The 22,616-nt window shown below is 69.5% G+C and carries 20 protein-coding genes; 8 read left to right on the top strand and 12 right to left on the bottom strand.

The window, feature by feature from the left end; all coding sequences use genetic code 11:
• Positions 1 to 69 precede the first annotated feature (69 nt).
• From AAHM41_RS27570 to AAHM41_RS27550, 5 genes are all read right to left on the bottom strand, one after another.
• Positions 70 to 600, bottom strand: coding sequence for a MarR family winged helix-turn-helix transcriptional regulator (locus AAHM41_RS27570; protein WP_342239813.1), 531 nt, complete (start codon positions 598 to 600; stop codon positions 70 to 72).
• Between the two features lie 48 nt (positions 601 to 648).
• A complete protein-coding gene (locus tag AAHM41_RS27565) occupies positions 649 to 1,965 on the bottom strand; it encodes an NAD(P)/FAD-dependent oxidoreductase (protein WP_342239812.1) in 1,317 nt (438 codons plus the stop codon).
• 254 nt (positions 1,966 to 2,219) lie between these two features.
• Positions 2,220 to 3,752 (bottom strand): ABC transporter substrate-binding protein, encoded by a 1,533-nt coding sequence (locus AAHM41_RS27560; protein WP_342239811.1) that lies wholly within the window; start codon positions 3,750 to 3,752, stop codon positions 2,220 to 2,222.
• Between the two features lie 28 nt (positions 3,753 to 3,780).
• Positions 3,781 to 5,436, bottom strand: a complete 1,656-nt coding sequence (locus AAHM41_RS27555; RefSeq protein WP_342239810.1) for a hydantoinase B/oxoprolinase family protein — start codon at positions 5,434 to 5,436, stop codon at positions 3,781 to 3,783.
• Positions 5,433 to 7,484 carry a hydantoinase/oxoprolinase family protein gene (locus tag AAHM41_RS27550; RefSeq protein WP_342239809.1) on the bottom strand — a complete coding sequence of 684 codons (2,052 nt, stop codon included), beginning with the start codon at positions 7,482 to 7,484 and terminating at the stop codon, positions 5,433 to 5,435. Before AAHM41_RS27550 ends, AAHM41_RS27555 begins: the two co-directional genes overlap by 4 nt.
• 222 nt (positions 7,485 to 7,706) lie before the next feature.
• On the opposite strand from AAHM41_RS27550, the gene AAHM41_RS27545 reads away from it, so the two are divergent.
• A complete protein-coding gene (locus AAHM41_RS27545; protein ID WP_342239808.1) occupies positions 7,707 to 8,609 on the top strand; it encodes a LysR family transcriptional regulator in 903 nt (300 codons plus the stop codon).
• Positions 8,610 to 8,611: 2 nt separating this feature from the next.
• On the opposite strand, the gene AAHM41_RS27540 is transcribed toward AAHM41_RS27545, so the two are convergent.
• Complete coding sequence (locus AAHM41_RS27540) at positions 8,612 to 9,550, bottom strand: nucleoside hydrolase (RefSeq protein ID WP_342239807.1); 939 nt, start codon at positions 9,548 to 9,550, stop codon at positions 8,612 to 8,614.
• A gap of 80 nt (positions 9,551 to 9,630) precedes the next feature.
• On the opposite strand from AAHM41_RS27540, the gene AAHM41_RS27535 reads away from it, so the two are divergent.
• The 6 genes from AAHM41_RS27535 to AAHM41_RS27510 all read left to right on the top strand — a co-directional run bounded on the left by AAHM41_RS27535 (position 9,631) and on the right by AAHM41_RS27510 (position 15,133).
• On the top strand, positions 9,631 to 10,608 hold the full coding sequence (locus tag AAHM41_RS27535; RefSeq protein WP_342239806.1) for an isopenicillin N synthase family dioxygenase: 978 nt from the start codon (positions 9,631 to 9,633) through the stop codon (positions 10,606 to 10,608).
• Positions 10,609 to 10,744: 136 nt separating this feature from the next.
• Positions 10,745 to 11,725, top strand: coding sequence for an ABC transporter substrate-binding protein (locus tag AAHM41_RS27530; RefSeq protein ID WP_342239805.1), 981 nt, complete (start codon positions 10,745 to 10,747; stop codon positions 11,723 to 11,725).
• Positions 11,722 to 12,783, top strand: coding sequence for an ABC transporter ATP-binding protein (locus AAHM41_RS27525; protein WP_342239804.1), 1,062 nt, complete (start codon positions 11,722 to 11,724; stop codon positions 12,781 to 12,783). The genes AAHM41_RS27530 and AAHM41_RS27525 overlap by 4 nt, the downstream gene beginning before the upstream one ends.
• The gene (locus AAHM41_RS27520) at positions 12,780 to 13,637 is read left to right on the top strand and encodes an ABC transporter permease (protein WP_342239803.1); all 858 of its coding nucleotides are present in this window, start codon (positions 12,780 to 12,782) and stop codon (positions 13,635 to 13,637) included. The genes AAHM41_RS27525 and AAHM41_RS27520 overlap by 4 nt, the downstream gene beginning before the upstream one ends.
• The gene (locus AAHM41_RS27515; RefSeq protein ID WP_342239802.1) at positions 13,634 to 14,425 is read left to right on the top strand and encodes an ABC transporter permease; all 792 of its coding nucleotides are present in this window, start codon (positions 13,634 to 13,636) and stop codon (positions 14,423 to 14,425) included. Before AAHM41_RS27520 ends, AAHM41_RS27515 begins: the two co-directional genes overlap by 4 nt.
• 9 nt (positions 14,426 to 14,434) lie before the next feature.
• Complete coding sequence (locus tag AAHM41_RS27510) at positions 14,435 to 15,133, top strand: GntR family transcriptional regulator (RefSeq protein WP_342239801.1); 699 nt, start codon at positions 14,435 to 14,437, stop codon at positions 15,131 to 15,133.
• 25 nt (positions 15,134 to 15,158) lie between these two features.
• Here the strand turns inward: AAHM41_RS27510 and AAHM41_RS27505 are convergent, their stop codons facing one another.
• From AAHM41_RS27505 to AAHM41_RS27485, 5 genes are all read right to left on the bottom strand, one after another.
• Positions 15,159 to 15,509, bottom strand: coding sequence for a cyclophilin-like fold protein (locus AAHM41_RS27505; protein WP_342239800.1), 351 nt, complete (start codon positions 15,507 to 15,509; stop codon positions 15,159 to 15,161).
• 118 nt (positions 15,510 to 15,627) lie between these two features.
• The gene (locus AAHM41_RS27500; protein ID WP_342239799.1) at positions 15,628 to 16,821 is read right to left on the bottom strand and encodes an MFS transporter; all 1,194 of its coding nucleotides are present in this window, start codon (positions 16,819 to 16,821) and stop codon (positions 15,628 to 15,630) included.
• Between the two features lie 173 nt (positions 16,822 to 16,994).
• Positions 16,995 to 17,345 (bottom strand): c-type cytochrome, encoded by a 351-nt coding sequence (locus AAHM41_RS27495; RefSeq protein WP_342239798.1) that lies wholly within the window; start codon positions 17,343 to 17,345, stop codon positions 16,995 to 16,997.
• An 11-nt stretch (positions 17,346 to 17,356) separates the two neighbouring features.
• Positions 17,357 to 19,597, bottom strand: a complete 2,241-nt coding sequence (locus tag AAHM41_RS27490) for a xanthine dehydrogenase family protein molybdopterin-binding subunit (RefSeq protein ID WP_342239797.1) — start codon at positions 19,595 to 19,597, stop codon at positions 17,357 to 17,359.
• Between the two features lie 13 nt (positions 19,598 to 19,610).
• A complete protein-coding gene (locus tag AAHM41_RS27485; RefSeq protein WP_342239796.1) occupies positions 19,611 to 20,057 on the bottom strand; it encodes a (2Fe-2S)-binding protein in 447 nt (148 codons plus the stop codon).
• A 164-nt stretch (positions 20,058 to 20,221) separates the two neighbouring features.
• On the opposite strand from AAHM41_RS27485, the gene AAHM41_RS27480 reads away from it, so the two are divergent.
• Positions 20,222 to 21,118 (top strand): LysR family transcriptional regulator, encoded by an 897-nt coding sequence (locus AAHM41_RS27480; RefSeq protein ID WP_342239795.1) that lies wholly within the window; start codon positions 20,222 to 20,224, stop codon positions 21,116 to 21,118.
• A gap of 21 nt (positions 21,119 to 21,139) precedes the next feature.
• On the opposite strand, the gene AAHM41_RS27475 is transcribed toward AAHM41_RS27480, so the two are convergent.
• Positions 21,140 to 22,606 carry an adenine deaminase C-terminal domain-containing protein gene (locus AAHM41_RS27475; protein ID WP_342239794.1) on the bottom strand — a complete coding sequence of 489 codons (1,467 nt, stop codon included), beginning with the start codon at positions 22,604 to 22,606 and terminating at the stop codon, positions 21,140 to 21,142.
• Between the last annotated feature and the right edge of the window lie 10 nt (positions 22,607 to 22,616).

Genomic DNA, 22,616 nt, shown 5'->3' with positions numbered 1-22,616 from the left:
CCCCCCCCCCCCCCCCCCCCCCCCCCCCCCGGGGGGCGGGGGGACTAAAAGGAAGAGAAGCCGGACCGGTCATTCGCCCGCCGGCGCCTGCTCGACATAGCCGACATAGACCTTGCGCAGGATCCGCAGCAGGTCGGCCTGCTCCTGTCCGCTCAGGATCGAGAAGAAGTCGGCGGATTGCCGGCGGGCGATGGTGCGCACCTGCTCGGCCACGCGCCGGCCCTTGGCGGTCAGATACAGCTCGCGCGCCCGCCGCTCCTCCGGCGCGATCTTCTGCTCGACCAGCCCGGCCTGCTGCAGCTGGTCGAGCAGCCGGCCCATGGCCGAGCGGTCTTTCAGGATGAAATGCGCCAGCACCGAGGGCCGGATGCCCGGGTTGCGGCCGACCAGCAGCAGCGTCGAGATCTTGCCGGTGCCGCCGGCCACCTCCAGCGCCTCCATCTGCTCGTCCAGGTCGCGGCTGACCAGCAGGTTGACGGTGCGGACATAGAAGCTGAGCAGGTCGGTGAAGATGTCGAAGTCGATCTCCGAGAAGTCGATCGTCTTCGGGACCTGCGGATTGCGCCGCGGGCCGGCGCGGCCATCGCTCGTGGCGGGCATAGCCGTCCTTGGTTTCGGTGAGGTGGTTCACGTCACGGTTCCGCATGGTCAGAAAGGCGGCGGGTCGAGGCCGTCGCGACGTGCGGCGCGCTGGTCGCGGATCCGCGACCAGGCCAGCATGACGCGCGGCATGAAGCGCATATAGACGGGCGCGCGCTGCAGCGTCTCGACCGGCAGGGCCAGGTCGCGCGGCGGCGTTCCCGTCGCCCAGTCGGCCAGCACCGTGCCCATCATCGTGCCGGTCGGCACCCCGCGGCCGGAATAGCCGAGCGAGGCGACAATGCCGGGCGCCAGGCCGTACAGCCGCGGGAAGGTGCGCGGCTGCATGTCGAGCGCGCCGGACCAGCTGTACTGGAACTCGATGTCGCCGAGCTGCGGCAGCAGCCATTGCAGCTTCCGGCGCATCAGGTCATGGGTATAAGTCGGATCGCGGCCACGCCTTCCCTCGACGAAGAGCGAGGTCACCAGCCGCCCATCCTTGTCGTATTTCCAGATCGAGATGTCGCGCCGGCTGTCGACCACGGTGTTGTTGTCCGGGGCGATCGTGCGGCGGACATTGTCGCCGAGCGGCTGGGTCGCCAGCACGGCGACGCCGAGCCGGGCGAAGCTCTGCTCCAGACCCGGCCAGAAGCCGTCGGTGTAGGCGCCGGTGCCGCACACCACCTTGTCGGCGACGACGGCGCCGGTCGGCGTCTCGACCCGCCAGCGCCCGCCCTGCGGCCGGATCGCGGTGACCGGCGAGCGGGTGAAGACCCGGGCGCCGCGCGAGATCGCCGCCCGTGCCAGGCCGCGGGCATAGCCGAGCGGGTTGAGATGCCCGCCCTCCGGATGGAACCAGCCGCCGCAGAAGCGCGGCGACCCGGTCAGGCGCTGGGCCTCGTCGCGGTCCAGCATCCTTGTGGCCTTGCCGATTTCGGCATAGAGGCGCTGCCGCCGCTCCAGCTTCGCCAGGGAGGAGCTGGCATGGGCCGCGTGGATGTAGCCGGTCTGCACCGCCTCGCAGTCGATGCCGTAGCGGCGGATGATGTCGAAGACCAGGTTGGCGGCGTTGGTCTGCCGCTCGATCAGTCGCGATGCGAAGGGCTCGCCCAGGATCCGCCGGATGGTCGGGAATTCGTGGACATGGAAGGTCGGGGTGCAGTGGCCGGCGTTGCGGCCCGACCCGCCATGGCCGATCTGCTCCGCCTCCAGCACCACCGCGCCGACGCCGCGCTCGCAGAGATGCAGCGCGGTGGACAGCCCGGTGTAGCCGGCCCCGATCACGCAGACCGGCGCGTCGATCGTGCCGTCGAGCGCCGAAGTCTCCGGCGCCGCGGCCGCCGTGGCGTACCACAGCGACGGCTCGAGCGGTGTCTTGTGTATCATGTCCTCCTCATCCCGGAAGAACTGACACGATTCCGATGAAAGAACGCAGAATGCCTATCGCATGCGCATCATGCCTTCTTTTTCACCAGACCTTGGCTCTGCAGTATGCGGTCAATCACGCCCGGACTTGAGACCGGTCTCATGATCGATCACTTCTTGGCAACTAAGGTTATGATTGTGATCGTCCACTATGGACAGAGTCAAGTGACATATGGGACTGGCGCGACTGGTACGATCGCGCCAGCCCGCCTCCCTCAGGCGAAGGAGGACTGGTCCAGCGTGGTCGCGGAATAGAAGCTGAGGCCGCCCGGCAGGTTGCGGAACCCTTGCAGCGCCTTGCGCATGGCGAAGCCCTGGGCACGGTAGGCCAGCGTCACCATCGGCGCCTGGTCCAGCACCAGCTGGTCGGCCTTGGCGTAGATCTCGCGGCGCTTGGCGGCGTCGAACTCGCCCCGCCCCGCCGCCAGCAGCTCGTTCAGCCCGGGCACGGTGATGCCGGTGCTGCGGATATAGGACGGCGACAGCGAGGAATCGACGAAGGAGGACAGGCTTTCCGGGTCCGGGCTCTCCATCGCCGTGCCCATCACCGCGAACTCGTACTGGCCGCGATTGCCCAGGCTGACCCGGGTCGGCCAGTCCGGCATGTTGAGCTCCACCTGGATGCCGAGCTCGGCCAGGTTCTGCTGGATCACCTCGGCCGTGCTCTTGTGCATGCCGTATTGTGCGGTGGAGAGGAGCTTGCAGGAGAAGCCGTCGGCCACGCCGGCCTCGGCCAGCAGCGCCTTGGCCTTGTCCAGATCGTAGCGCCAGCCATGCGCCGCGGCCTCGTCGTAGAAGGGCGTCTCCGGCGGGAAGGGCAGGCCCTCCAGCGGCGCGCCGCGGCCGAAGAAGGCGGCCTGCACGATCTCGTCGCGCTTGATACCAAGCGCCACCGCCTTGCGGATGCGCGGATCGGCGAACGGACCGGTCTTGCCGTTGAAGGTCAGGTACATGAACGGGCCGAGCTGGTTGTCCAGTTTCAGATTCTGGTCGGCCTCGATCGACTGCATCGACTGCCAGGGGACATAGTCGATCAGGTCGACATCGCCGGCCTGCAGCGCCGCCACGCGCAGGTTCTCGTCCGGATAGGCGACGATCTTCACCGCCTTCAGCTTCGGCAGGCCCGGCTTGTAGTATTTGTCGAAGGCGACGAGGTCGAGCGACACGCCGCGCTCCTGCCCCTGCAGCACGAAGGGCCCGGCGCCGATGCCGAGCGGGTCGTCGGCGGTCGACCCCTTGGCCACCATCGGCATGTAGTAGTTGGCGAACCAATACGGCACGCAGACGGTCGGCTGCTTCATCACCAGCCGCACGGTGCGGTCGTCCGGCGTCTCGACCCGCTCCACCCCCTGCAGCTGGGTGCGCAGATAGGCGGTCGATTTCTCGCCGGCGACCTGCTCGATGTTCCACTGGATGTCGGCGGCGGTGACCGGGGCGCCGTTGTGGAAGAAGGCCTGGCGCAGGCGGAACACCCAGGCCTTGTCGCCCTCCGGCTGCCAGCTTTCGGCCAGCTCGCCCTGCAGGCTGCCGTCGGCGGCGTAGGACAGGAGGCCGCGGTGGAGCAGCGCCGCGACCGAGCCCGCGGCACCGCCGGAATTCACCCAGGGCTGCAGGTTCGGCGGATAGCTGGAGAGGCCGAAGCGCAGCGTGTCGGGGGCCGCCTGGCCCCAGGCCGGCAGGCGCAGCGCCGGCAGCACGGCGCCGGCGGCGAGCCCGGTGGCGAGCAATGTGCGACGGGACAAGAGCATGATGACCTCTCCCTGTTTGTTGTGGTGGTCAGAGGACGGTGCCGTAGACCCTCTGCGCCGTCTCCCGGTCGATCCGTCCCTCGGCCAGATCGCGCCGGACCGCCTCGGCCGCGCGCCCGGAGGGCGGGCCGTAGCCGCCGGCGCCGGGCGTCACGATCTCGATCACGTCGCCGCGCTTCAGGTCGCCATTGCCATGGTCGAACGGGGCGACGCCGGGGCCGAAGACGAAGCCGCCGCGGCCACCCTCCTGCCCGCCCTCCAGCCCCCAGGGCGCGGAGCGCAGGCGCGAGCCGTCGATATACACCCGGCAGTCGGCCTCGGCCCGGTAGACCCGGCGCAGCCCCATGCCGCCGCGCCGCGTGCCCGGGCCGCCGGAGCCGTCGACCAGCTCGTAGCGCAGCAGGGTCAACGGATATTCCAGCTCCAGCGCCTCGGCCGGCAGGTTGGAGGTGTTGGTCATGTGGACATGGACGCCGTCGAGCCCGTCCTTGCCAGCCCGGGCGCCGCTGCCGCCGCCGATGGTCTCGAGATAGACCCACAGGCCGCCGGTCTTCGGGTCGCGCCCCATGAAGGTGGCCGAGGCGCAGGAGCCGTTGCTGGCCGCGGTCAGCCGCTCCGGCACCGCCTGGGCCAGGGCGCCGTGGATCAGGTCGGCAATACGCTGGCAGGTCGCCACCCTTCCGTTGACCGCCGCCGGATGGACGCAATTCAGCACCGTGCCCTCCGGCGCCGTCACCGTCAGCGGCCGCGCCAGCCCGGCATTGGGCAGGATGGTCGGGTCGACCACGGTCTTGACCGCGTAATAGACCGTCGACAGCAGCGCCGTATAGACGACGTTGAGGCCGCCGCGGACCTGCGGCGGGCTGTCGAAATGCAGCGTCATCTCGTCGCCGGCCACGGTGATCTCGACCGCGAAGTCGAGCTCGCCGTCCAGCTCCGGATTGTCGAAACGATCGTTGAAACGGTAGGTGCCGTCCGGGATCGCGGCGATGCCGGCGCGCATCTTGCGCTCGGCATAGTCCTGCAGCGCGGCGCCGGCCGCGAGCACCACGTCGACGCCGTATTTGGCGCACAGCGCCGTCATCCGCTGCACGCCCAGCCGGTTCGCCGCCATCTGCGCCCGCAAGTCGGACAGGCGCTCGCGCGGGACCTGGCAGTTCAGCAGCACCAGCTCCTGTACATCGGCCTGCAACTCGCCGGCGCGGTATAGCCGGATCGGCGGGATCCGGATCCCCTCCTGGTAGATATGGGCGTGGCCGCGATCGGCGAAGTCGGCGTGATGGGCGGTGTTGACCGCCCAGGCCACCATCCGGCCGTCGACGAAGATCGGCTCGGCCAGCACGATGTCGGGCAGATGGGTGCCGCCGCCCTCATAGGCGTCGTTGCCGATGAACACGTCGCCCGGCCGCATCCGGTCCAGCGGGTGGCGCTTCATGATGTGCGGGATGATGCCGATGAAGCTGCCGAGATGCATCGGGATGTGCTCGGCCTGGCACAGCGTGTTGCCGGCCAGGTCGAACAAAGCGGTGGAGCAGTCGCGCCGCTCCTTGATGTTGGTCGAGTAGCTGGCCCGGACCAGCGCCTCCCCCATCTCCTCCGCGATCGAGGCGAAGGCGCTGCCGATGACCTCGACCGTGATCGGGTCGAGCGCGGCCTCGCTCCGCTGCGGGACGGCGACGCTCATCGGACCTCCAGGACCAGGTTGAGATAGGGTTCGACATGGGCCGTCATGCCCGGAAGGATGACGGTGGTGCTGTCCATCTGCTCGACCACGGCCGGCCCGGCGATGCGGTTGCCGGGCTTGAGCCCGGCGCGGTCATAGACCGGGCAGGAGACCCAGCCCCCCGCCTCCGGCAGCCAGACCTCGCGCGAACCGGTGACGGCATGCCCGGCCTCCGGCCCGGCATCGGGCTGCGGCTGGAAGCTGGCCTTGGTGACGACGCCCGCGGCCTCGACCCGGAAGGTGACCAGGTGCACCGGCTCGCCGGCGGCGACGAAGCCGTATTGCCGCTCATGCGCCCTGGCGAAGCCGGCGGCCAGGGCCTCCAGTGTCGCCGGCCCGACCGGCCCGTCCGGCAGCGCCACCGGCAGCTCGTAATTCTGGCCGGCATAGCGCATGTCGACGGTGCGGGTGACGCGCCGTGCGGCCTGCGGCACCTCCTCCTGCGCGAACCACGCCTCGGCCCGGACCAGGAGCCCGTCAAAGGCGGCCTCGACCGCTTGCAGCGCCGCCGGGTCCAGCGTGGTCAGCCGGGTGGCGGCGAAATCGGCCCGCAGATCGGTCAGCAGCAGGCCCATGGCGCAGAGGATGCCCGGATTCTGCGGCACCAGGATCCGGCCGATGTCGAGCTCCTTGGCCAGGCGGGCGGCGTGCAGCGGGCCGGCGCCGCCGAAGGCCATCAGCGTGTAGTCGCGCGGGTCGTGGCCGCGCTGCACGCTGATGACCCGGATCGCCTTGGCCATATTGGCGGTGACCACGGTCAGGATGCCCTGCGCCGTCTCCATCGGCCCGAGGCCCAGCCGCTGCGCCAGCCGGCCGATCGCGGCCTCGGCCAGATCGCGGCGCACCGCCATGCGGCCACCCAGCAGCGACACCGGGTTCAGCGTCTGCAGCACGACATTGGCATCGGTCACCGTCGGCTCGTCATTGCCATGGCCGTAGCACACCGGCCCGGGATAGGCCCCGGCGCTGCGCGGCCCGACCTTGAGCAGCCCGCCGCTGTCGACATGGGCGATCGAGCCGCCGCCCGCCCCGACCGTGTGAATGTCCAGCATCGGCGCCTTGATCGGATAGCCATGCACCACTGCCTCGCCGGCCAGGCGGCACTGGCCGGCGGCCAGCAGCGCGACATCGGTGCTGGTGCCGCCCATGTCGAAGGTGATCAGGTCGGGGAAGCCGGCGATCGCCCCGATCGCCTGGGCCGCGACCACGCCGGTGCTGGGGCCGGACAGGACGGTGCGGACCGGCAGCCGCGCCGCCGTCTCGAAGCTGATGACGCCGCCATTCGACTGGGTCAGCCGCGGCGCGGCCTTGACCCCGATCTCCGCCAGCCGCCGTCCCAGCCGCTCGATATAGCCCCGCATCACCGGGCCGAGATAGGCGTTCACCACGGTGGTCGAGACCCGCTCGTACTCGCGGAACTCCGGCGCTACGCCGTGCGAGGCGCAGGCGAAGGCCTCGGGGAACTCCTCGGCCAGGATGCGCAGCGCCGTCTCCTCGTGCTCGCTGCGGACGAAGCCGTAGAGGAAGCTGACCGCCACCGCCTCGACCCCGGCCGCGCGCAGCTCGCGCACCGCCCGGCGCAGCGCCGCCTCGTCCAGCGGGGTCTCGACCGAGCCGTCATGGCGGATGCGCTCCGGGATGTCGATGCGGAGGTCGCGGCTGACCAGCGTCTCCGGCTTGTCGGCCTGCAAATCGTACAGGTCCGGCCGCTTCTGCCGGCCGATCTCCAGAAGGTCGCGGAAGCCGTCGGTGGTCAGCAGCCCGGTGCGGACGCCGCGATGCTGGATCAGGGCATTGGTGCCGACCGTGGTGCCATGGCCGAAATAGCCGATCTCGCCGGGCTCGGCGCCGACCCGCGCCGTCCCCTCCTCCACCCCCTGGACGATGCCGCGCGACGGGTCGTCGGGGGTCGAGGAGACCTTCCAGACGTCGAGCCGCCCGCTCGCGTCGTCGAACAGGCAGACGTCGGTGAACGTCCCGCCGGAATCCACGCCAATGCGCCAAGCCACGCGAGGTGACCTCACGAAACCGGAAAACGAAAGACCATCGCGCGCCTCCTGGGCCGCGGCCCGCAACGGGGCCTTGGCGAAGCGCGGGTAGCGGAACGGGGCGGGTCGACGGTGCCTGGACCGTCCGGCAATCGCGAAACGATGCTAGGCACCACCGCGCCGTCATGGAAAATTCATTTATTCGAGCTTTCCATTCCGAAATGGAATGAGCAGGGGCTGCCCATGCACAGGATCAAGATCCGGCACCTCGAGACCCTGATGGTGTTCATGAAGACCGGCTCGGTGACCGAGGCTGCGGCGGCCCTGGGCACGACCCAGCCGAATGCCAGCAAATCGCTGAAGCAGCTGGAGGATTCGATCGGCATCTCGCTGTTCCAGCGCAGCGGCGGCCGGCTGCAGCCGACGCCGGAGGCCGAGATCCTGTTCACCCATGCGGCGCGGCTGATGGAGGAGCTGACCTTCTTCGAGACCCTGTCGGTCGACCTGGCCCGGCTGAAGAGCGGCTTCGTGCAGGTCGCGACGCTGGCGACCTTCGGCGTGGCCCTGCTGCCGCTGGTGGTCGAGGCCTTCAACACCCGCTATCCGGAGGTGTTCGTCCAGATCGATATCCTCGATTCCGACAAGATCCATTCCTTCGTCAGCCGCGGCAACTACGACCTCGGCCTGGTCCACCACCCGAGCCAGGAGATGGACCTGATGGCGCAGACGCTGCGCACCGGGTCGATGGTCTGCATCCTGCCGGCGGCACATCCGCTGGCCCGGCAGGCCGGGATCACCGCGACGGACCTGGCCGGCCTGCCGCTGATCACCTATCCGAAGACCCTGCCCTTCGGCGCCGCCGTCGCCAAGACGCTGGCGGATGAGGGCGTGCAGATCCGCAACCCGCTCTCGGCCAATCACAGCCATGTGGTGCGCAAGCTGGTCGAGCGCGGCCGCGGCCTGGCCCTGGTCGACGAGTTCTCGGTCTGGGACGCGGCGACGGCGCCGGGCATCGCGATCCGGCCCTTCACGCCGCGCATCCCGGTCTCGATCGGCCTGATCGTGCCGAAGCGGCGACCGCTGTCGCTCGCCGCCCAGGCCTTCCTCGCGGCGCTGCAGGACGCCCTGGCCGCGCCGCCGCTGTAGCGTCAACCGAGCCGGGCCAGCCGCTCCAGCATCCGCCCATAGAAGACCGGCGCGTCGCATCCGGTCAGCCACAGGCAATTGGCCGGGCGGCCGGAGATGCCCCACCAGTCGACCACGGTCATGCCGAGGGTCAGCGGCGACGCCGTCTCGATCTCGACATTGCAGCGCCGCCCGCTGAACAGCTCCGGCCACAGCAGATAGCCGACCGCCAGCGCGTCGTGCAGCGGCCGGGTGGCGGTGCCGTATTTCTCGTTCCCGAAGCGCTGGAAGAACCGCATCATCCCGGCGCCGGCGGAGCCGACCCGGGTGCCCAGCGCCGCCAGATCGGCGATCCAGCTGTCCGGCGTCGGCGCCGCATAGGTGCAGTCGATCGGCACGGCGACGAGGTCGATGCCGGCGCCGAACACGATGGCGGCGGCGTCGGGGTCGACCAGGATGTTGAACTCCGCCGCCGGGGACATGTTGCCGCCCTGGAAGAAGCCGCCGCCCATCAGCACGGTGCGGCGGATCTTGCGGGCGATGGCCGGGCTGCGGCGCAGCGCCATCGCGATATTGGTCAGGGGGCCGACCGGCACCAGGGTGGTGGCGCCGTCGGGCCGGGCCAGCAGCGTCTCGACCATCCAGTCGACCGCGTGGCCGGGCTCCGTCAGCCGCGCCGGGGCCGGAAAGTCCCAGCCGTCCAGGCCGGTCTTGCCGTGCACCTCCTCGGCGAAGCGGGCGGGGCGCAGCAGCGGCCGCTCGCAGCCGGCCCGGACCGGGATCTCCGGCCGGCCGGCCAGCTCCACGACGCGCCGGGCGTTCGCGGCGGTGACCGCGACCGGGACGTTGCCGGCGACGGTGGTGAGGCCGAGGACCTCGAGCTCCGGCGACGCCAGCGCCAGCAGGATGGCGAAGGCGTCGTCCTGCCCCGGATCGGTGTCGATGATGATGGCTTCGGCCAAACCCGCCTCCTTGCTCGTCAGAAAAATGTATACAGAAATGAGTTTCTGTATACAGATATCCGAAACAGGGGAGCTTGCGCATGGGTCGGGGAGAATTCTCGAACATCCCGGTGCTCGACGTATCGCCGCTGCGCGGCGGCGCCGGGCCGGAGGATCGCGCCGGCACGGTGGCCGAGCTGCGCCGGACGCTGGAGACCATCGGCTTCGTCTACCTGGCCGATCACGGCGTGCCGCCGGAGCTGGGCGAGCGGCTGCACCGGCTGTCGGTGCGGTTCCACGACCTGCCGGCCGAGGCCAAGCTGCGCCTCCGCATGAACGACTGGCATCGCGGCTACATGCCGTTCAGCACCTCGACCATCGTCACCTCCTCCGTCGCCACGGTCACCAAGCCGAACCAGAGCGAATCGCTGATGGTGATGCACGACCTGGCCGACGGCGATCCGGCGCTGGGCGAGCCGCTGCAGGGCCCGAACCAGTGGCCGGCGGAGATCCCGGAGCTGCGGCAGGCGGCGCTCGACTACATGCGGGCGATGTCGGGGCTGGGCCGCGACATGGCGGTGGCGATCGCCGAGGCGCTGGGCCTGCCGCCGACCTATTTCCTGCCGCACTTCGACCGCCCGACGCTGTTCCTGCGCCTGCTGCACTATCCCGAGCAGCAGCGCGAGGAAGGGCTGTTCGGGTCGGCCCCGCACACCGATTACGGCTTCATCACCCTGCTGGCGCAGGATTCGGTGGGCGGGCTCGAGGTCCGCAACCGCGCCGGCGACTGGATCCCGGCGCCGCCGATCCCGAACACCTTCGTGATGAATGTCGGCGACATCCTGGCGCGCTGGTCGAACGACCGCTTCGCCTCGACCCCGCACCGGGTGCTCAACCTCAGCGGCCGCGAGCGCTATTCGCAGCCCTTTTTCTACGACCCGTCGATGGACACGGTGGTCGACTGCCCCGCCGCCCTGCTGGCGCCGGGCGAGGCGCCGCGCCACCCGCCGGTGCGCTACGGCGACTATCTGCTCGATCGGCTGAACAGGAACTACGAGTACCGCAAGAAGGCGTCCTGAGAGCGCCAAGGGATCCGGCAGAGGTCCCCCGGGGAGGCGCCGCCCAGGTCGGCGGTCCACAAACAGCGGAGACAAGGACATGCAGCCCACTCGACGGCAGGTTGTCATGGCATGCGCGGCCCTGATGGGGCCGGCCATGCTGCGTTTCCCGGCCCTGGCGGCCGCGGCGCAGGAGCTGGTGATCACCACCTATGGCGGGGTCTGGGAGGCGTTCTGGCGCAAGAGCCTGGTGCCTGCCTTCGAGACCGCGACCGGCGCCAGGACGAAGCTCGACATCGGCTTCGGCCGTACCTTCACCTCGACCCTGCGGGCGGCCGGCAAGGACCAGCCGCCCTATTCCATGGTGATGATGAACGAGGTCTTCGCCTCGCTGCTGCGCAAGGAGGGCTATTTCGAGAAGTTCGACCTCTCGCTGGTGCCGCACTACAAGGACCTGTACCCGATCGCCCAGACCGGCGACGGCTGGGCCGCGGTCGGCATGATCTCGCCGCTCGGCCTCGGCTACCGCACCGACCTGGTCCAGACCCCGCCGAAATCCTGGAAGGATTTGTGGACCAACCCGGAGTTCCAGGGCCGCATCGGCCTCTACAACATCGTCAATTCCGCCGGCAAGGCGATGGTCATGCTGACCGGCAAGCTGTTCGGCAGCGGCCCGCAGGACCTGGACAAGGCCTATGAGAAGCTGGGCGAGCTGGCCCCCGTGCTGCAGACCGACTTCAACATGTCGACCCTGATGTCGACCGGCGAGATCGTGGTCGCGCCCTATGATTTCGGCGAGATCGCGCGGCTGAAGCACCAGGGCCTGCCGGTCGACTGCATCGTGCCGGAGGAAGGCCTCTTGATGTGGGACCAGACCTTCAGCATCTGCGCCAACGCCCCGGCGCGGGAGCTGGCCTACAAATACATCGACTTCATCCTGTCGCCGGAGACGCAGCTGATGCTGGCGCGGGAGTTCTTCGTCTCGCCGGTCAACCGCACGGTCGAGGTGCCGGAGGATCTGCGCGCGGACGTGCCGGTCTATGGCGAGCAGATGGGCAAGATCCTCGCCTGGGACTGGGATTGGGTGAATGCCAATGCCACCGAGATGACGGAACGCTGGAACCGGACCTTCCAGTGACCGAAGTCGTCATTTCAGAGCTGACCCGCAGCTTCGGCGCCGCCCGCGCGGTCGACCGGCTGTCGCTGTCGATCGCGAGCGGCGAGTTCGTCTCGCTGCTCGGCCCGTCGGGCTGCGGCAAGACCACCACGCTGAAGCTGATCGCCGGCTTCGAGGAGGCCGAGCACGGCAGCATCGCCTTCGACGGCCGCGACGTCTCGGCCCTGCCGCCGGAGCGGCGGGACATCGGCATGGTGTTCCAGTCCTACGCCCTGTTCCCGCACATGACCGTGGCCCGCAACCTGGCCTTCGGGCTGGAGATGCGGAAGGTGAGCCGGGCCGGGATCGCAACCCGTGTCGCCCAGGTGCTGGAGATGGTGCAGCTGCGCGGGATGGAGGAGCGCTATCCGCGCGAGCTGAGCGGCGGCCAGCAGCAGCGCGTCGCCCTGGCCCGGGCGCTGGTGATCGAGCCCAGCATCCTGCTGCTGGACGAGCCCTTGGCCAATCTCGACGCCCGGCTGCGCGACGAGTTGCGGGTGTTCATCCGCGACCTGCAGCGGCGGGTCGGCATCACCACGATCTACGTCACCCACGACCAGGCCGAGGCGATGACGATGTCCGACCGCGTCGTGGTGATGTTCGGCGGCCGCATCGTCCAGGCTGGCGCGCCCGAGGCGATCTACGAGCGGCCGGCCGACGCCAGGGTCGCCAGCTTCGTCGGCCAGGCCAACCTGCTGCCCGGCATCGTCGTGGCCAACGGTGCCGACGCCAAGATCCGCACCGTGTTCGGCGACTGCGCGGCCGACGGGCTGAACGGCACCGCACCGGGCGCCTCGGTCAGGGCGCTGTTGCGGCCCGAGGCGATCACCCTCGCCCCCGCCGGCATCGGCACCACGGCCACGGAGGGCGTGGTCGAGGGCCGCTATTATCTGGGCGCCATGGTCAACTACCGCATCCGCCTGCCGGACGGCAGCGATGTCGAGGCCCACAGCCTGACCCAGACCCGCTTCGCCGAGGGCCAGCGCGTGGCGGTGCGGCCGCCCGCCGCCCCGCTCTGGGTCGTGCCGGAGGCGCCATGACCGCCCCGCGCAGAAGGCTGCCCTGGACCTGGCTGATGATCGCGCCGGCGGCGGTGCTGCTGGGCGTGTTCCTGCTGGTGCCCTATCTCAACATTGTGCTGATGAGCTTCCGGCCGCCCGCCACCGGCGCGCCCTATGGGCCGGGAGTGACGCTGGAGAATTACCAGCGCGCCCTGACCGACGGCTACTATCTGGGCCAGCTCGGCAGCACGCTGTGGATCGCGCTGCTGACCACCGCGGCGACGCTCTTGGTCGGCTTCCCGGTCGCCTGGCAGCTGGCCCGCAGCCGGTCGCGCTGGCGCCCGGTGCTGTACGGCATCGTGCTGTCGCCGCTGCTGGTCGGGATCGTGGTCCGCAGCTTCGGCTGGACCATCCTGCTCGGCAACAACGGCGTCATCAACAAGGCGGCCCGGGCGCTCGGCCTGACCCTGGCGCCGCTGCCGCTGATGTACAACACGCTCGGCATCGTCATCGCCCTGACCCATGTCTTCCTGCCCTTCATGATCCTGCCGGTCATGGCCGCGCTGCAGACCATCGACCCGGCGCTGGAGGCGGCGGGTCGGTCGCTCGGCGCCACCAGACGGGTGGCGTTCCGGCGCATCGTCCTGCCGCTGGCCCTGCCCGGGATCCAGTCGGGCTGCATCCTGGTCTTCGTGCTGGCGCTCAGCGCCTATGTCACCCCGGTGCTGATCGGCGGCATGCGCGTGAAGACCATGACCCTGACCGTGGTCGACACGCTGACCGACGCGTTCCAATGGCCGTTGGGCTCGGCGCTGGCGCTGATGCTCAGCATCGCCGGCGGGCTCTGCGTCATCCTGTTCGCCCGGGCCACGCGCATGCGGTGGGCGGCATGAAGCAACGACGTCCGATCCTCTTCCCGATCTTCTGCGGCCTGGTCTATGCCTTCCTGCTGGCGCCGATCCTGGTCGTCGTCGGCGCCTCCTTCAGCGCCGGAGCCTTCCTGGCCTTCCCGCCCCAGGGCCTGTCGCTGCGCTGGTACGAGGCGTTCTTCGGCAACGAGGTGTTCGTCACCGCGATCTGGACCTCGCTGCAGGTCGCCATGATCGCCACCGTCGTCTCCGCGGTCATCGGCACCGCCGCCGCGCTGTACCACGCCCGCCATGCCGGCCGGGCGAAGGAGACGATCCGCATCGCCGTGCTGGCGCCGCTGCTGCTGCCCGAGGTGCTGACGGCGATCGCGCTGCTGTTCTTCTTCTACGCGATCGGCATCGGCACGCGGAACCTGGTGGCGCTGGTCACCGGCCACGTGCTGATCACCCTGCCCTTCGTGTTCATGAACGTCTCGGCCTCGCTGCAGGGCTTCGACCGGTCGTGGGAGCTGGCGGCGCGCAGCCTCGGCGCCCGGCCGTGGCGGGTGTTCGTCCGCATCACCCTGCCGCTGATCAAGCCGGGGCTGATCGGCGGCTGCCTGTTCGCCTTCATCATCTCCTTCGATACGTTCGCGATCTCGTTCCTGCTGAAGGACGTCGGAACCTCGACCCTGCCGATCCAGCTGTTCGATTATCTTCGCCTGAACTTCACGCCGGAGGCCGCGGCCGTCTCCACCATCAGCATCGTCATGACGCTGCTGGTCGTGGTGGTGACCGAGAAGGTGCTCGGCCTCAAGATCCAGAGGTTCTGACCCGCGACCATGGAGACCGCCATTCCGGATGAAGCCAGCGGCGCCCCGCGCCGGCCGGTGCTGTCGCAGACGGTGCTCGCCTTCCTCGAGCGCAAGATCATCCTGCGCGAGCTGGCCCCCGGCGCCAAGCTGGTGGAGGAGGAGCTGTGCGAGCGCTACGGCATCAGCCGATCGCCGGTGCGCGAGGCGCTGCGGCTGCTGGAGGGCACCGGGCTGGTGATCCGCCGGCCGCGCCAGGGCGTGCGGGTGGCGCCGATGTCGCTGGCCGATCTCGACCAGATCTATTCCTGCCGGGTCAAGCTGGAGGCGCTGGCGGCGGAGGGCGCGGCCCGGTCGGCCAATCCGGTCGCGGTCGCCGGCGAGCTGTCGGTCGCCCTCGCGGCGATGCGGTCGGCGCTGGAGGCCGGCGACGTCGAGCGCTGTTTCGACGCCAATGTCGCCCTGACCGAGGCGCTGCACGAGGCCTCGGGCAACGCCGTGCTGCAGCGCCTGCTGGCCATCGTGCAGAGGCCGGCGCTGCGCTACCGGCACCTGGCCTATGGCGTGTCGGCGGAGATGACCGCGATCGCGATCGAGGCCAACCAGCAGATGATCGACGCCATCCGCCGCGGCGACGCCCCGGCCGCCGGCCGGGTCACCGCCGGGCTGGTCGAGGCCGCCTGGCAGATCGTCCGCGCTGCACTGTCCTCGACCATCGGCAGGCGGTGACGGATCCGTCCCCCCTGCCGCGAGGTCAGGAAAGCAGCTCGACGCGGAGCGGGAATTTGCCGCGGACCAGCAGCGGCTCGATGCCGCCGTCCAGGCGGCCGAGCCGGATCAACCCCTTCGAATAGCGGTAACCGGCGTAGAAGAACGCCAGGTTGCCCCACGGGGCGTAGGTGCAGAGGTCGCCCGGGGCCTCGTTGGTGAACGGTCCGCTGCCGTCCTCGGTGAGCTTCCGCGGCAGATAGGCGATCTTCTCGTTGGTCGAGTAATCCTCGATGGTGAGGTCGAGCGGCAGCATGGACGCGAGGTCGCGGGCCGACGGCGTGTCGTCGAGGGTGGCTGTGAAGTCGCGGCCGTTGAAGGCAATCCGTATCTTCATCCTGGTTCCTCCCAGATCAGCCTTGTCGCGCGGCGCGGTTTGGGCCAGTGCCGCGCGCGGCATGGCGGCTCCGACGAGAGCGGCCCCGAGAAGGGCTCGGCGCCCGAGCGATCGGGATTTAAGCTTCATGTGAGAGCTCCCATTCGAACCACGCCGCGGCCGCGGCCAGCGACGATCCCAGCAGCAGGACTGCCGCGAATGCGAAAGAGCTCCACCAGCCCGTCCAGTCGAACAGCAGGCCGCCGGCCGCAGCGCCGATCGTGATGGCAAGCTGGATGACGGCGACCTGCAGGCCGCCGCCGGCCTCGGCGTCGTTGCGCAGGACGCGGCTCAGCCAGGTCCCCCAACCCACGGGCGCGGCGGTGCCGAAGAACCCCCACGCGATCAGCAGGAGCGCGGTCGGCAACGGCATGGAGCCCATGGCGATCAGCAGGACCGCGATCCCGGCCATTACCAGGGGAATCGCGATGACGATCGGATAGAGGCGCGTGCCGAGCAATCGGCCGACGCACCAAGTGCCTGCGACACCCGCCAGCCCCATCAGCAACAGGACCAGCGACAGCGCCGAAACCGAATAGCCGGAGACGGATTCGAGGAACGGCCGGAGATAGGTGAACAGCGCGAACTGCCCCATGAACAGCAGGAGGATCGACGTCATGCCCAGGGCGACCTGCGGGCGCCGCAGAAGCCGGAAGACATTCTCCCGGCCGGCCCGCCGCCGCGGCGGCAGCGACGGCATGCTCATCCACTGCCAGATCAGCGCCATCAGGGTGAGCGGCACCACCAGGAAGAAGGCGCCCCGCCAGCCGATGGTGCCGCCCAGAAAGCTCCCGAGCGGGGCTGAGATCGTCGCCGCGACGGCATTGCCGGCGTTGAGCATCGCAAGGCCCCGGGGCACAGCGTCCTCCGGCAGCAGCCGCATGACGATCGCGGTGGACATCGACCAGAACCCGCCGATCGCGACGCCCAGAAGCGCACGGCCGAGCATCAGGATCGAGTAATCCGGGGCGAAGGTCACGATCGTCCCGGAGGCGATCAGCAGCACGGAGAACGACGACAGGACGATCTTGCGGTCGATGCGGCGGGTCAGCCCCGCGATGAACAGGCTGGTGACCACGGCGAAGAGGCCCGAGATCGAGATCGACTGCCCGGCCTGTCCCTCGGCGAGCCCAAGGTCGTTCGCGATCGGCGTCAGGAGGCTCACCGGCATGAACTCGGACGCGATGAGGGCCGCGACGCAGAACGCCAAGGACGCCACCGCGCCCCAGGCTGCGCGCGGCCTTGCCAACGTCTCGTCATAGGTTGATTGCATGATGCGCCTTTCTCCGGCGTGTAGCCGCCGAAGGGTCTCGGCCCCGCTCGCAGCCAGATGTAGCGGTAGGGGACCGCCAGGATTAGTCGCCGTAATTCGCTTGGATCTATCGACCTGGAGCATAAGTCCGGGCGGCCGGAGATGCGGTGGCGACCCGGTCTGGCTCGGCTCTCCTACCGGGCGCTCAGGAAGCCGATGATGGCGCGTCGCTCATCGGCGTTGTTGAAGCGCTGCGTCATGCGGGTGCCGCGGACCATCGCGGCCGGATTGGCCAGGAAGATCTCCAGCGTCCCCGCATCCCAGGTGATGCCGGAATCCCTGAGGGCGGGCGAGTAGTTGAAGCCCTGAACGCTGCCGGCCGCCCGGCCGATCACCCCCTGCAGATTGGGACCGACGCCGTTGCGCGGCGTCGCGACCTGGTGGCAGGCGCCGCAGCGCTGCTGAAACAGTCTCTGCCCCGCGTCCGCCTCCTGAGCCGAAGCAGTGCCGGCCCATCCGGTCAGGGCCGACGCCAGCATCGCCATGACGAACCTTCTCAACCTTCGACTCCTTCGAAATCGATCTTGGATAGCGGCAGGGTCCGGATACGCCGTCCGCACAGGACCGAGACGGCATTCACAACCGCGGGGGGAACGCCCGGCAATCCCGGCTCGCCGATGCCGCCCATCGGTGCGCCGCTCTCCACGATCCGCACATGCACGCGGGGCATGCGATCCGGCGTCAGGATCGGATAGCCGTCGTAGTTCCGCGCCTGCGGCATGCCGTCGACATAGACGACTTCCTCGAGCAGGGCCGACGACAGGCCGAGAGCAACGGCCGAGTTGACCTGCGCTTCGATGATGGCCGGGTTGACGATGCTGCCCGGGTCGATCGCCACCCAGACGTCATGAACGACGACCTCACCCTGTCGCAGCGAGACCTCGGCGATCGTCGCGACCTCGCTGCCGAAGGGGGAAGCCATGGCGACGCCGCGCGCGCGGCGCGTGCCGTCCTCCGCCGTAAACGGCCCACGCCGCCATCCACCCGACAGATCGGCCACGGCCTCGATCAGCGTCTTGTGCCGGGGGCTGTCCGCGAGAAGGCGCCGGCGCAGTTCATAGGGGTCCTGCCGGCCCGCATCGGCCATCTCGTCGAAGAACGTCTCGTAGAAGAAGTCGTTCATCGAATGGCCGACCGAGCGCCAGAAGCCGATGATCGCCGGATCGTCGACATGGACCTGGCCCACGCGTCGGTTGGGGATCGAATAGACTTTTCCGGCGATGCCTTCGACCGCGGAGCTGTCGACCTTGTCCGGCTGGCGTCCGAACCAGCGGCCCGTCGGGCCTTCTCCCACCGCCACGGCGTCCAGCGCGACCGGCAGACCGTCGGCATCGAGCCCCGCTCGGAAGCGCACGGCCCCCATCGGCCTCAGCGTGTCGCGCAAAAATTCCTCTTCCCGGCTCCAGATCAGCTTGACGGGCCGGCCCGCCGCCTTCGCCAGCAGGATGGCCTGCGGGTACGGATTGGCCGTCGGATAGAGGAAATGCCGCCCGAAGAAGCCGCCGAGAATCTGTGAATGGATGATGACCTTCTCCGGCGCGATCCCCGCCAGCTTCGCGGCATCGGCCTGGAACATCTCCGGCGCCTGGTTGGGAATCCACAGCTCCAGCGTGCCGTCCTCGTTCCAGCGTGCGAGCGCGGAGGGCGGCTCCAGCTGCCCATGCACCAGATAAGGCGCGTCGTAGGTCGCCTCGACGACGCGCCGGGCACCGCGGAGCGCGCCCGCCGCATCGCCAGCGGTCTCGAAGGCGACACCGTCTCCGGGCGTCGCCTTCAGCATCGCCATGTGAGCCTGGGAGGAGAAATCCGCCGGCATGGCGTGCGCGGTTCCGGACGCGGGATCGGTCCAGGTCACCTGCAGCGCTTCGACGGCGCGGCGCGCCCGCCACCAGCTGCTGGCCAGCACCGCGACGGCGCCGGGCAGCCTATGAACGGAGTGGACGCCGGGCATGCCGCGAACCTCCGCCTCATTCGCCAGCGCGCCCGGCTCGCCGCCGAGGCGCGGGCTATGCTGGACGGCCGCGTGCAGCATGCCGTCGATCGTAAGGTCGATCGAATAGCGTGCCTTGCCGGTCGACTTGTCGCGGACATCCAGCCTCGCCACCGGCTTGCCGATCCAGCGGAAGTCGCCGGGGGAGCGCAGCACGACATCGTCCGGCACGGGCAGCTCGGCGGCCGCATCCGCGATCTCCCCGTAAGGGATCGCCCGTCCGGACGCGGCATGCACGGCACGGCCCGGTTCGGTCGACAGCTCGGACCCCGGCACGCCGAGCCGGGCTGCCGCAGCCTGCAGCAGCATCCGGCGGGCCGAGGCGCCAAGCCTGCGCATCGTCTCGTAGCTCATGCGCACCGACATGCTGCCGCCGGTGAAGCGGCCGCCGCCAGTCAGCAGGTAATCGGGACCGGGAGGGGCGCCTTCCACCACGAACTGCGCGGGATCGACATCCAGCTCTTCACCGACGATCTGCGCCATGGCGGTGAAGATGCCTTGCCCGCCCTCGATGAAGGCGCTGCGGAACAGCACGGTGCCGTCGGGCCGGATTTCCAGAAAGGCGCGAACCCGCGTTCCGGGCGTGACGGACGCGGCGGCCTGCGCCCTGACGCGGCCGGCCGGCAGCGTCACGCCGAGCACGAGCGCGCCGAGCGAGGCTCCGAGCAAGCCGCGGCGGGACAGGTTCAGCGGCTTGGCCTCGTGCCGCGTCATGGCGTCGGCGGCCATGGGGGTCATGTCGTTCATTGCATCCCCCTTATCAGGCGCCGGCAGCTTGCCGGACGGCCGCCGCGATCGCGTTGTAGGTACCGCACCGGCAGAGATTGACCATCGCGCCCGCAATGTCGTCCCCGGTCGGCTGCGGGTTCTGCTTCAGCAGCGCCGTCGCCGCCATGATCTGGCCGGACTGGCAGTAGCCGCATTGCGGCACCTGGTGGGAGACCCACGCCTCCACGACCTTCCGGCCCACCGGATCTTCGGTGACGGCCTCGATCGTCATGATCGACGCGCCCGCGACACTCTCCACCGGCGTGACACAAGACCGTGTGGCCTGCCCGTCAACGAGGACCGTGCACGCGCCGCACTGGGCCAGCCCGCACCCGTATTTGGTGCCGGTCATCCCCAGTTCATCGCGCAGCACCCAAAGCAGCGGAGTATCCGGCTCGGCGTCTACATGGTGCTTGGAGCCGTTGATGGTCAGCTGCATTGGTCTCTCCTCGGAACCGCTCCGCCGAGACCGATGTGAGCGGGCTGCCGGCTTGCGTAAGGGCCTGAAGATAGCAGCGGGGGATCTCACGGATTAGTGGCCATAATTCGCTTGCATTTATCGACACTGACCATAAATCCCTGTTGCCGATTGCGAGGAGCGCCATGGCCAGGGAAGACTTCAACAATCTGCTGTGGTTCCTGGCCGTCGCTGAAGAGCGCAGCTTCACCAGAGCGGCCGCAAAGCTCGGCATTGCGCAGTCGACGCTCAGCCACACCATAAAGGGCCTGGAATCGCGGATGGGCATCAGGCTCCTGACGCGGACAACGCGGAATGTTGCGCCGACCGAGGCAGGAGAGCGGTTGCGGCAATCGCTGGCGCCGCGCGTCGCGGAGATCGAGGCGGAAATCGCCGCGCTGATGGAGTTTCGCGATAAGCCCGCCGGGACCGTCAGGATAACCCTGTCGGATCATGCACTCGAAAGCGTCGTGTGGCCAAAGCTGCGGCCCGTCCTGAGCGCCTATCCGGACATCAAGCTCGAGCTGAGCATCGACAACGGGCTCCGCAACATCGTCGAGGACGGCTTCGATGCCGGCATCCGGCTGGGGGAGAGCGTCGAGAAGGACATGATCGCGGTCCGGGTCGGGCCGGACTGGCGCATGGTCGCCGTCGCTTCACCCCGATACCTTGCGGCCCATCCCGTGCCGGACCATCCGCAAGATCTGATCGGACACGATTGCATCAACATGCGCCAGGCTACGGCGGGAGGCCTCTACGCATGGGAATTTGCCAAGGACGGTAAGGACCTTCGGGTCAGGGTGGAAGGGCAGTTCACCTTCAACAGTTCCTACCCCATGGTCGACGCGGCCCTGAACGGCTACGGGATCGCTTATGTACCCGAAAGCCTTGTCGTGGAGCAGGTCGCTGACGGCCGTTTGATCCTATTGCTCGACGATTGGTCGCCGAGCTTTGAGGGATACTATATATATTACCCAAGCCGACGCCAGAACTTGCCTGCATTCGAAGTCGTCGTCGATACGCTCCGATATAGAGACGCCTGATCCGCAAGATGTTCTCACGGCTCAGCCCGCAACCGCGAGCGGGCGGATTTCGCCGGTGGTGCCGTCGGTCAGGCCGAGATCGGTGACATGCGGCCCGGGGTTGCAGGCTAGGCTGGCGCCCACCACCGCCTTGAAGGTGCGGTAGGGCGGCTGCCAGTCGACGATGCGGTCCGCCGCCGCCTTCACCGCGGCGAAATCCGCGGCCACCTCCGCCGCCGGCGCGTCCGACAGCAGGCCGCAGACCGGCAGCGCCACCAGCGCGGTGACGGCGCCGCCTTCGGCCACCGCCATGCCGCCGCCGGCCGCGATCACCGCATTGGCCGCCGCCGCCATGTCGGCCGGGTCGCGGCCGAACACGGTCAGGTTGTGGCTGTCATGCGAGATCGTGGTCGCCAGCGCGCCGCGCCAGTGACCCCAATCGTCCAGGATGCCGATCTGCGGCACCGCCGGCCGCCGGCCGTGGCGGTGGATCACCGCCATCAGGATCCTGTCGTCCGGCAGCACCACCGCGCCGTCCTTCACCTCGATCGCGAGGTCGCGCCATTCGGTGAAGCGCGGCCGGAAGATCGAGTTGACCACGGCGGTGCCGTCGCCCGGCAGGCGCAGGACGAAGTCGTCCGCCGTCAGCGGCCCCACCTTCACGCTGTCGTGGAAGGCGTCGGCCGGGTGGCCGAGCGGCCCCGCGGTCAGGCGTCCCTCCGCCGCGACCTCGCGGCCCGAGGCGAAGACCCGCTCGACCCCCAGCGTCTCCAGACCGTCGAGCACGATCAGATCGGCGCGGCGGCCGGGCGCGACCAGGCCGAGGTCGCGGCGGCCGAGCCGCATCGCCGCGTTCAGCGTCGCCGCCCGGATCGCGTCGACCGGCTGTATGCCATAGCGGATCAGCCGCCGCAGCACGTCGACGACGCCGCCGACGGCGACCAGATCATCCGGGAAGATGTCGTCGGTGCAGATCGTCAGGGTCTGCGGCAGATGCGGCAGCGTCGCCAGCGCCTGGACCGCGCCGGGCAGGACATAGTCGTGCGACCCGCGCAGCTCGACCGCGAAGCCGGCGCGCAGCTTGGCCAGCAGGTCGTCGCCCGAGGTGATCTCGTGGTCCGACTGGATGCCGGCGGCGGCGAAGCCCTGCAGCGAGGCCCCCTCCAGCCCCCGCGCATGGCCGCAGACCAGCTTGCCGCTGGCGAGGCCGGCGGCGACCACGCTCTGCATCGGCTCGCTGCGGTCGAGTACGCCGCGCATGTTCATCACCTCGGCGACGCCGGCGATCTCCGGCCAGCGCAGCATCTCCGCCATCTCGCCGCCGCCGAACTCGGCGCCCGCCACCTCCAGCCCCGGCGCCGAGGGCACGCAGGACGGGGCGAGCGTGAGGATCCGCAGCGGCAGCCCCTGCCCGGCCTCGACCGCCCAGCGCACTCCGGCCAGGCCGGCGACGTTGCCGACCTCGTGCGGGTCCCAGCAGATCGTGGGGGGGGGCGGGGGGGCGCCCACCCCCGGCTAG

It is taken from the genome of Inquilinus sp. OTU3971 (assembly GCF_038440215.1).
The sequence above is the reverse complement of the archived record's forward strand: the minus strand, read 5'-3'. Positions and strand labels throughout refer to the sequence as shown.

What these genes read in the sequence shown, in the direction of transcription:
- AAHM41_RS27495 (WP_342239798.1), bottom strand. Translation starts at nt 17,345, where the DNA reads ATGGCGATGCTGGCGTCGGCCCTGACCGGATGGGCCGGCACTGCTTCG.
- AAHM41_RS27485 (WP_342239796.1), bottom strand. Translation starts at nt 20,057, where the DNA reads ATGCAGCTGACCATCAACGGCTCCAAGCACCATGTAGACGCCGAGCCG.
- AAHM41_RS27560 (WP_342239811.1), bottom strand. Translation starts at nt 3,752, where the DNA reads ATGCTCTTGTCCCGTCGCACATTGCTCGCCACCGGGCTCGCCGCCGGC.
- AAHM41_RS27555 (WP_342239810.1), bottom strand. Translation starts at nt 5,436, where the DNA reads ATGAGCGTCGCCGTCCCGCAGCGGAGCGAGGCCGCGCTCGACCCGATC.
- AAHM41_RS27480 (WP_342239795.1), top strand. Translation starts at nt 20,222, where the DNA reads ATGGCCAGGGAAGACTTCAACAATCTGCTGTGGTTCCTGGCCGTCGCT.
- AAHM41_RS27545 (WP_342239808.1), top strand. Translation starts at nt 7,707, where the DNA reads ATGCACAGGATCAAGATCCGGCACCTCGAGACCCTGATGGTGTTCATG.
- AAHM41_RS27570 (WP_342239813.1), bottom strand. Translation starts at nt 600, where the DNA reads ATGCCCGCCACGAGCGATGGCCGCGCCGGCCCGCGGCGCAATCCGCAG.
- AAHM41_RS27510 (WP_342239801.1), top strand. Translation starts at nt 14,435, where the DNA reads ATGGAGACCGCCATTCCGGATGAAGCCAGCGGCGCCCCGCGCCGGCCG.
- AAHM41_RS27500 (WP_342239799.1), bottom strand. Translation starts at nt 16,821, where the DNA reads ATGCAATCAACCTATGACGAGACGTTGGCAAGGCCGCGCGCAGCCTGG.
- AAHM41_RS27515 (WP_342239802.1), top strand. Translation starts at nt 13,634, where the DNA reads ATGAAGCAACGACGTCCGATCCTCTTCCCGATCTTCTGCGGCCTGGTC.
- AAHM41_RS27565 (WP_342239812.1), bottom strand. Translation starts at nt 1,965, where the DNA reads ATGATACACAAGACACCGCTCGAGCCGTCGCTGTGGTACGCCACGGCG.
- AAHM41_RS27520 (WP_342239803.1), top strand. Translation starts at nt 12,780, where the DNA reads ATGACCGCCCCGCGCAGAAGGCTGCCCTGGACCTGGCTGATGATCGCG.
- AAHM41_RS27530 (WP_342239805.1), top strand. Translation starts at nt 10,745, where the DNA reads ATGCTGCGTTTCCCGGCCCTGGCGGCCGCGGCGCAGGAGCTGGTGATC.
- AAHM41_RS27505 (WP_342239800.1), bottom strand. Translation starts at nt 15,509, where the DNA reads ATGAAGATACGGATTGCCTTCAACGGCCGCGACTTCACAGCCACCCTC.
- AAHM41_RS27490 (WP_342239797.1), bottom strand. Translation starts at nt 19,597, where the DNA reads ATGAACGACATGACCCCCATGGCCGCCGACGCCATGACGCGGCACGAG.
- AAHM41_RS27535 (WP_342239806.1), top strand. Translation starts at nt 9,631, where the DNA reads ATGGGTCGGGGAGAATTCTCGAACATCCCGGTGCTCGACGTATCGCCG.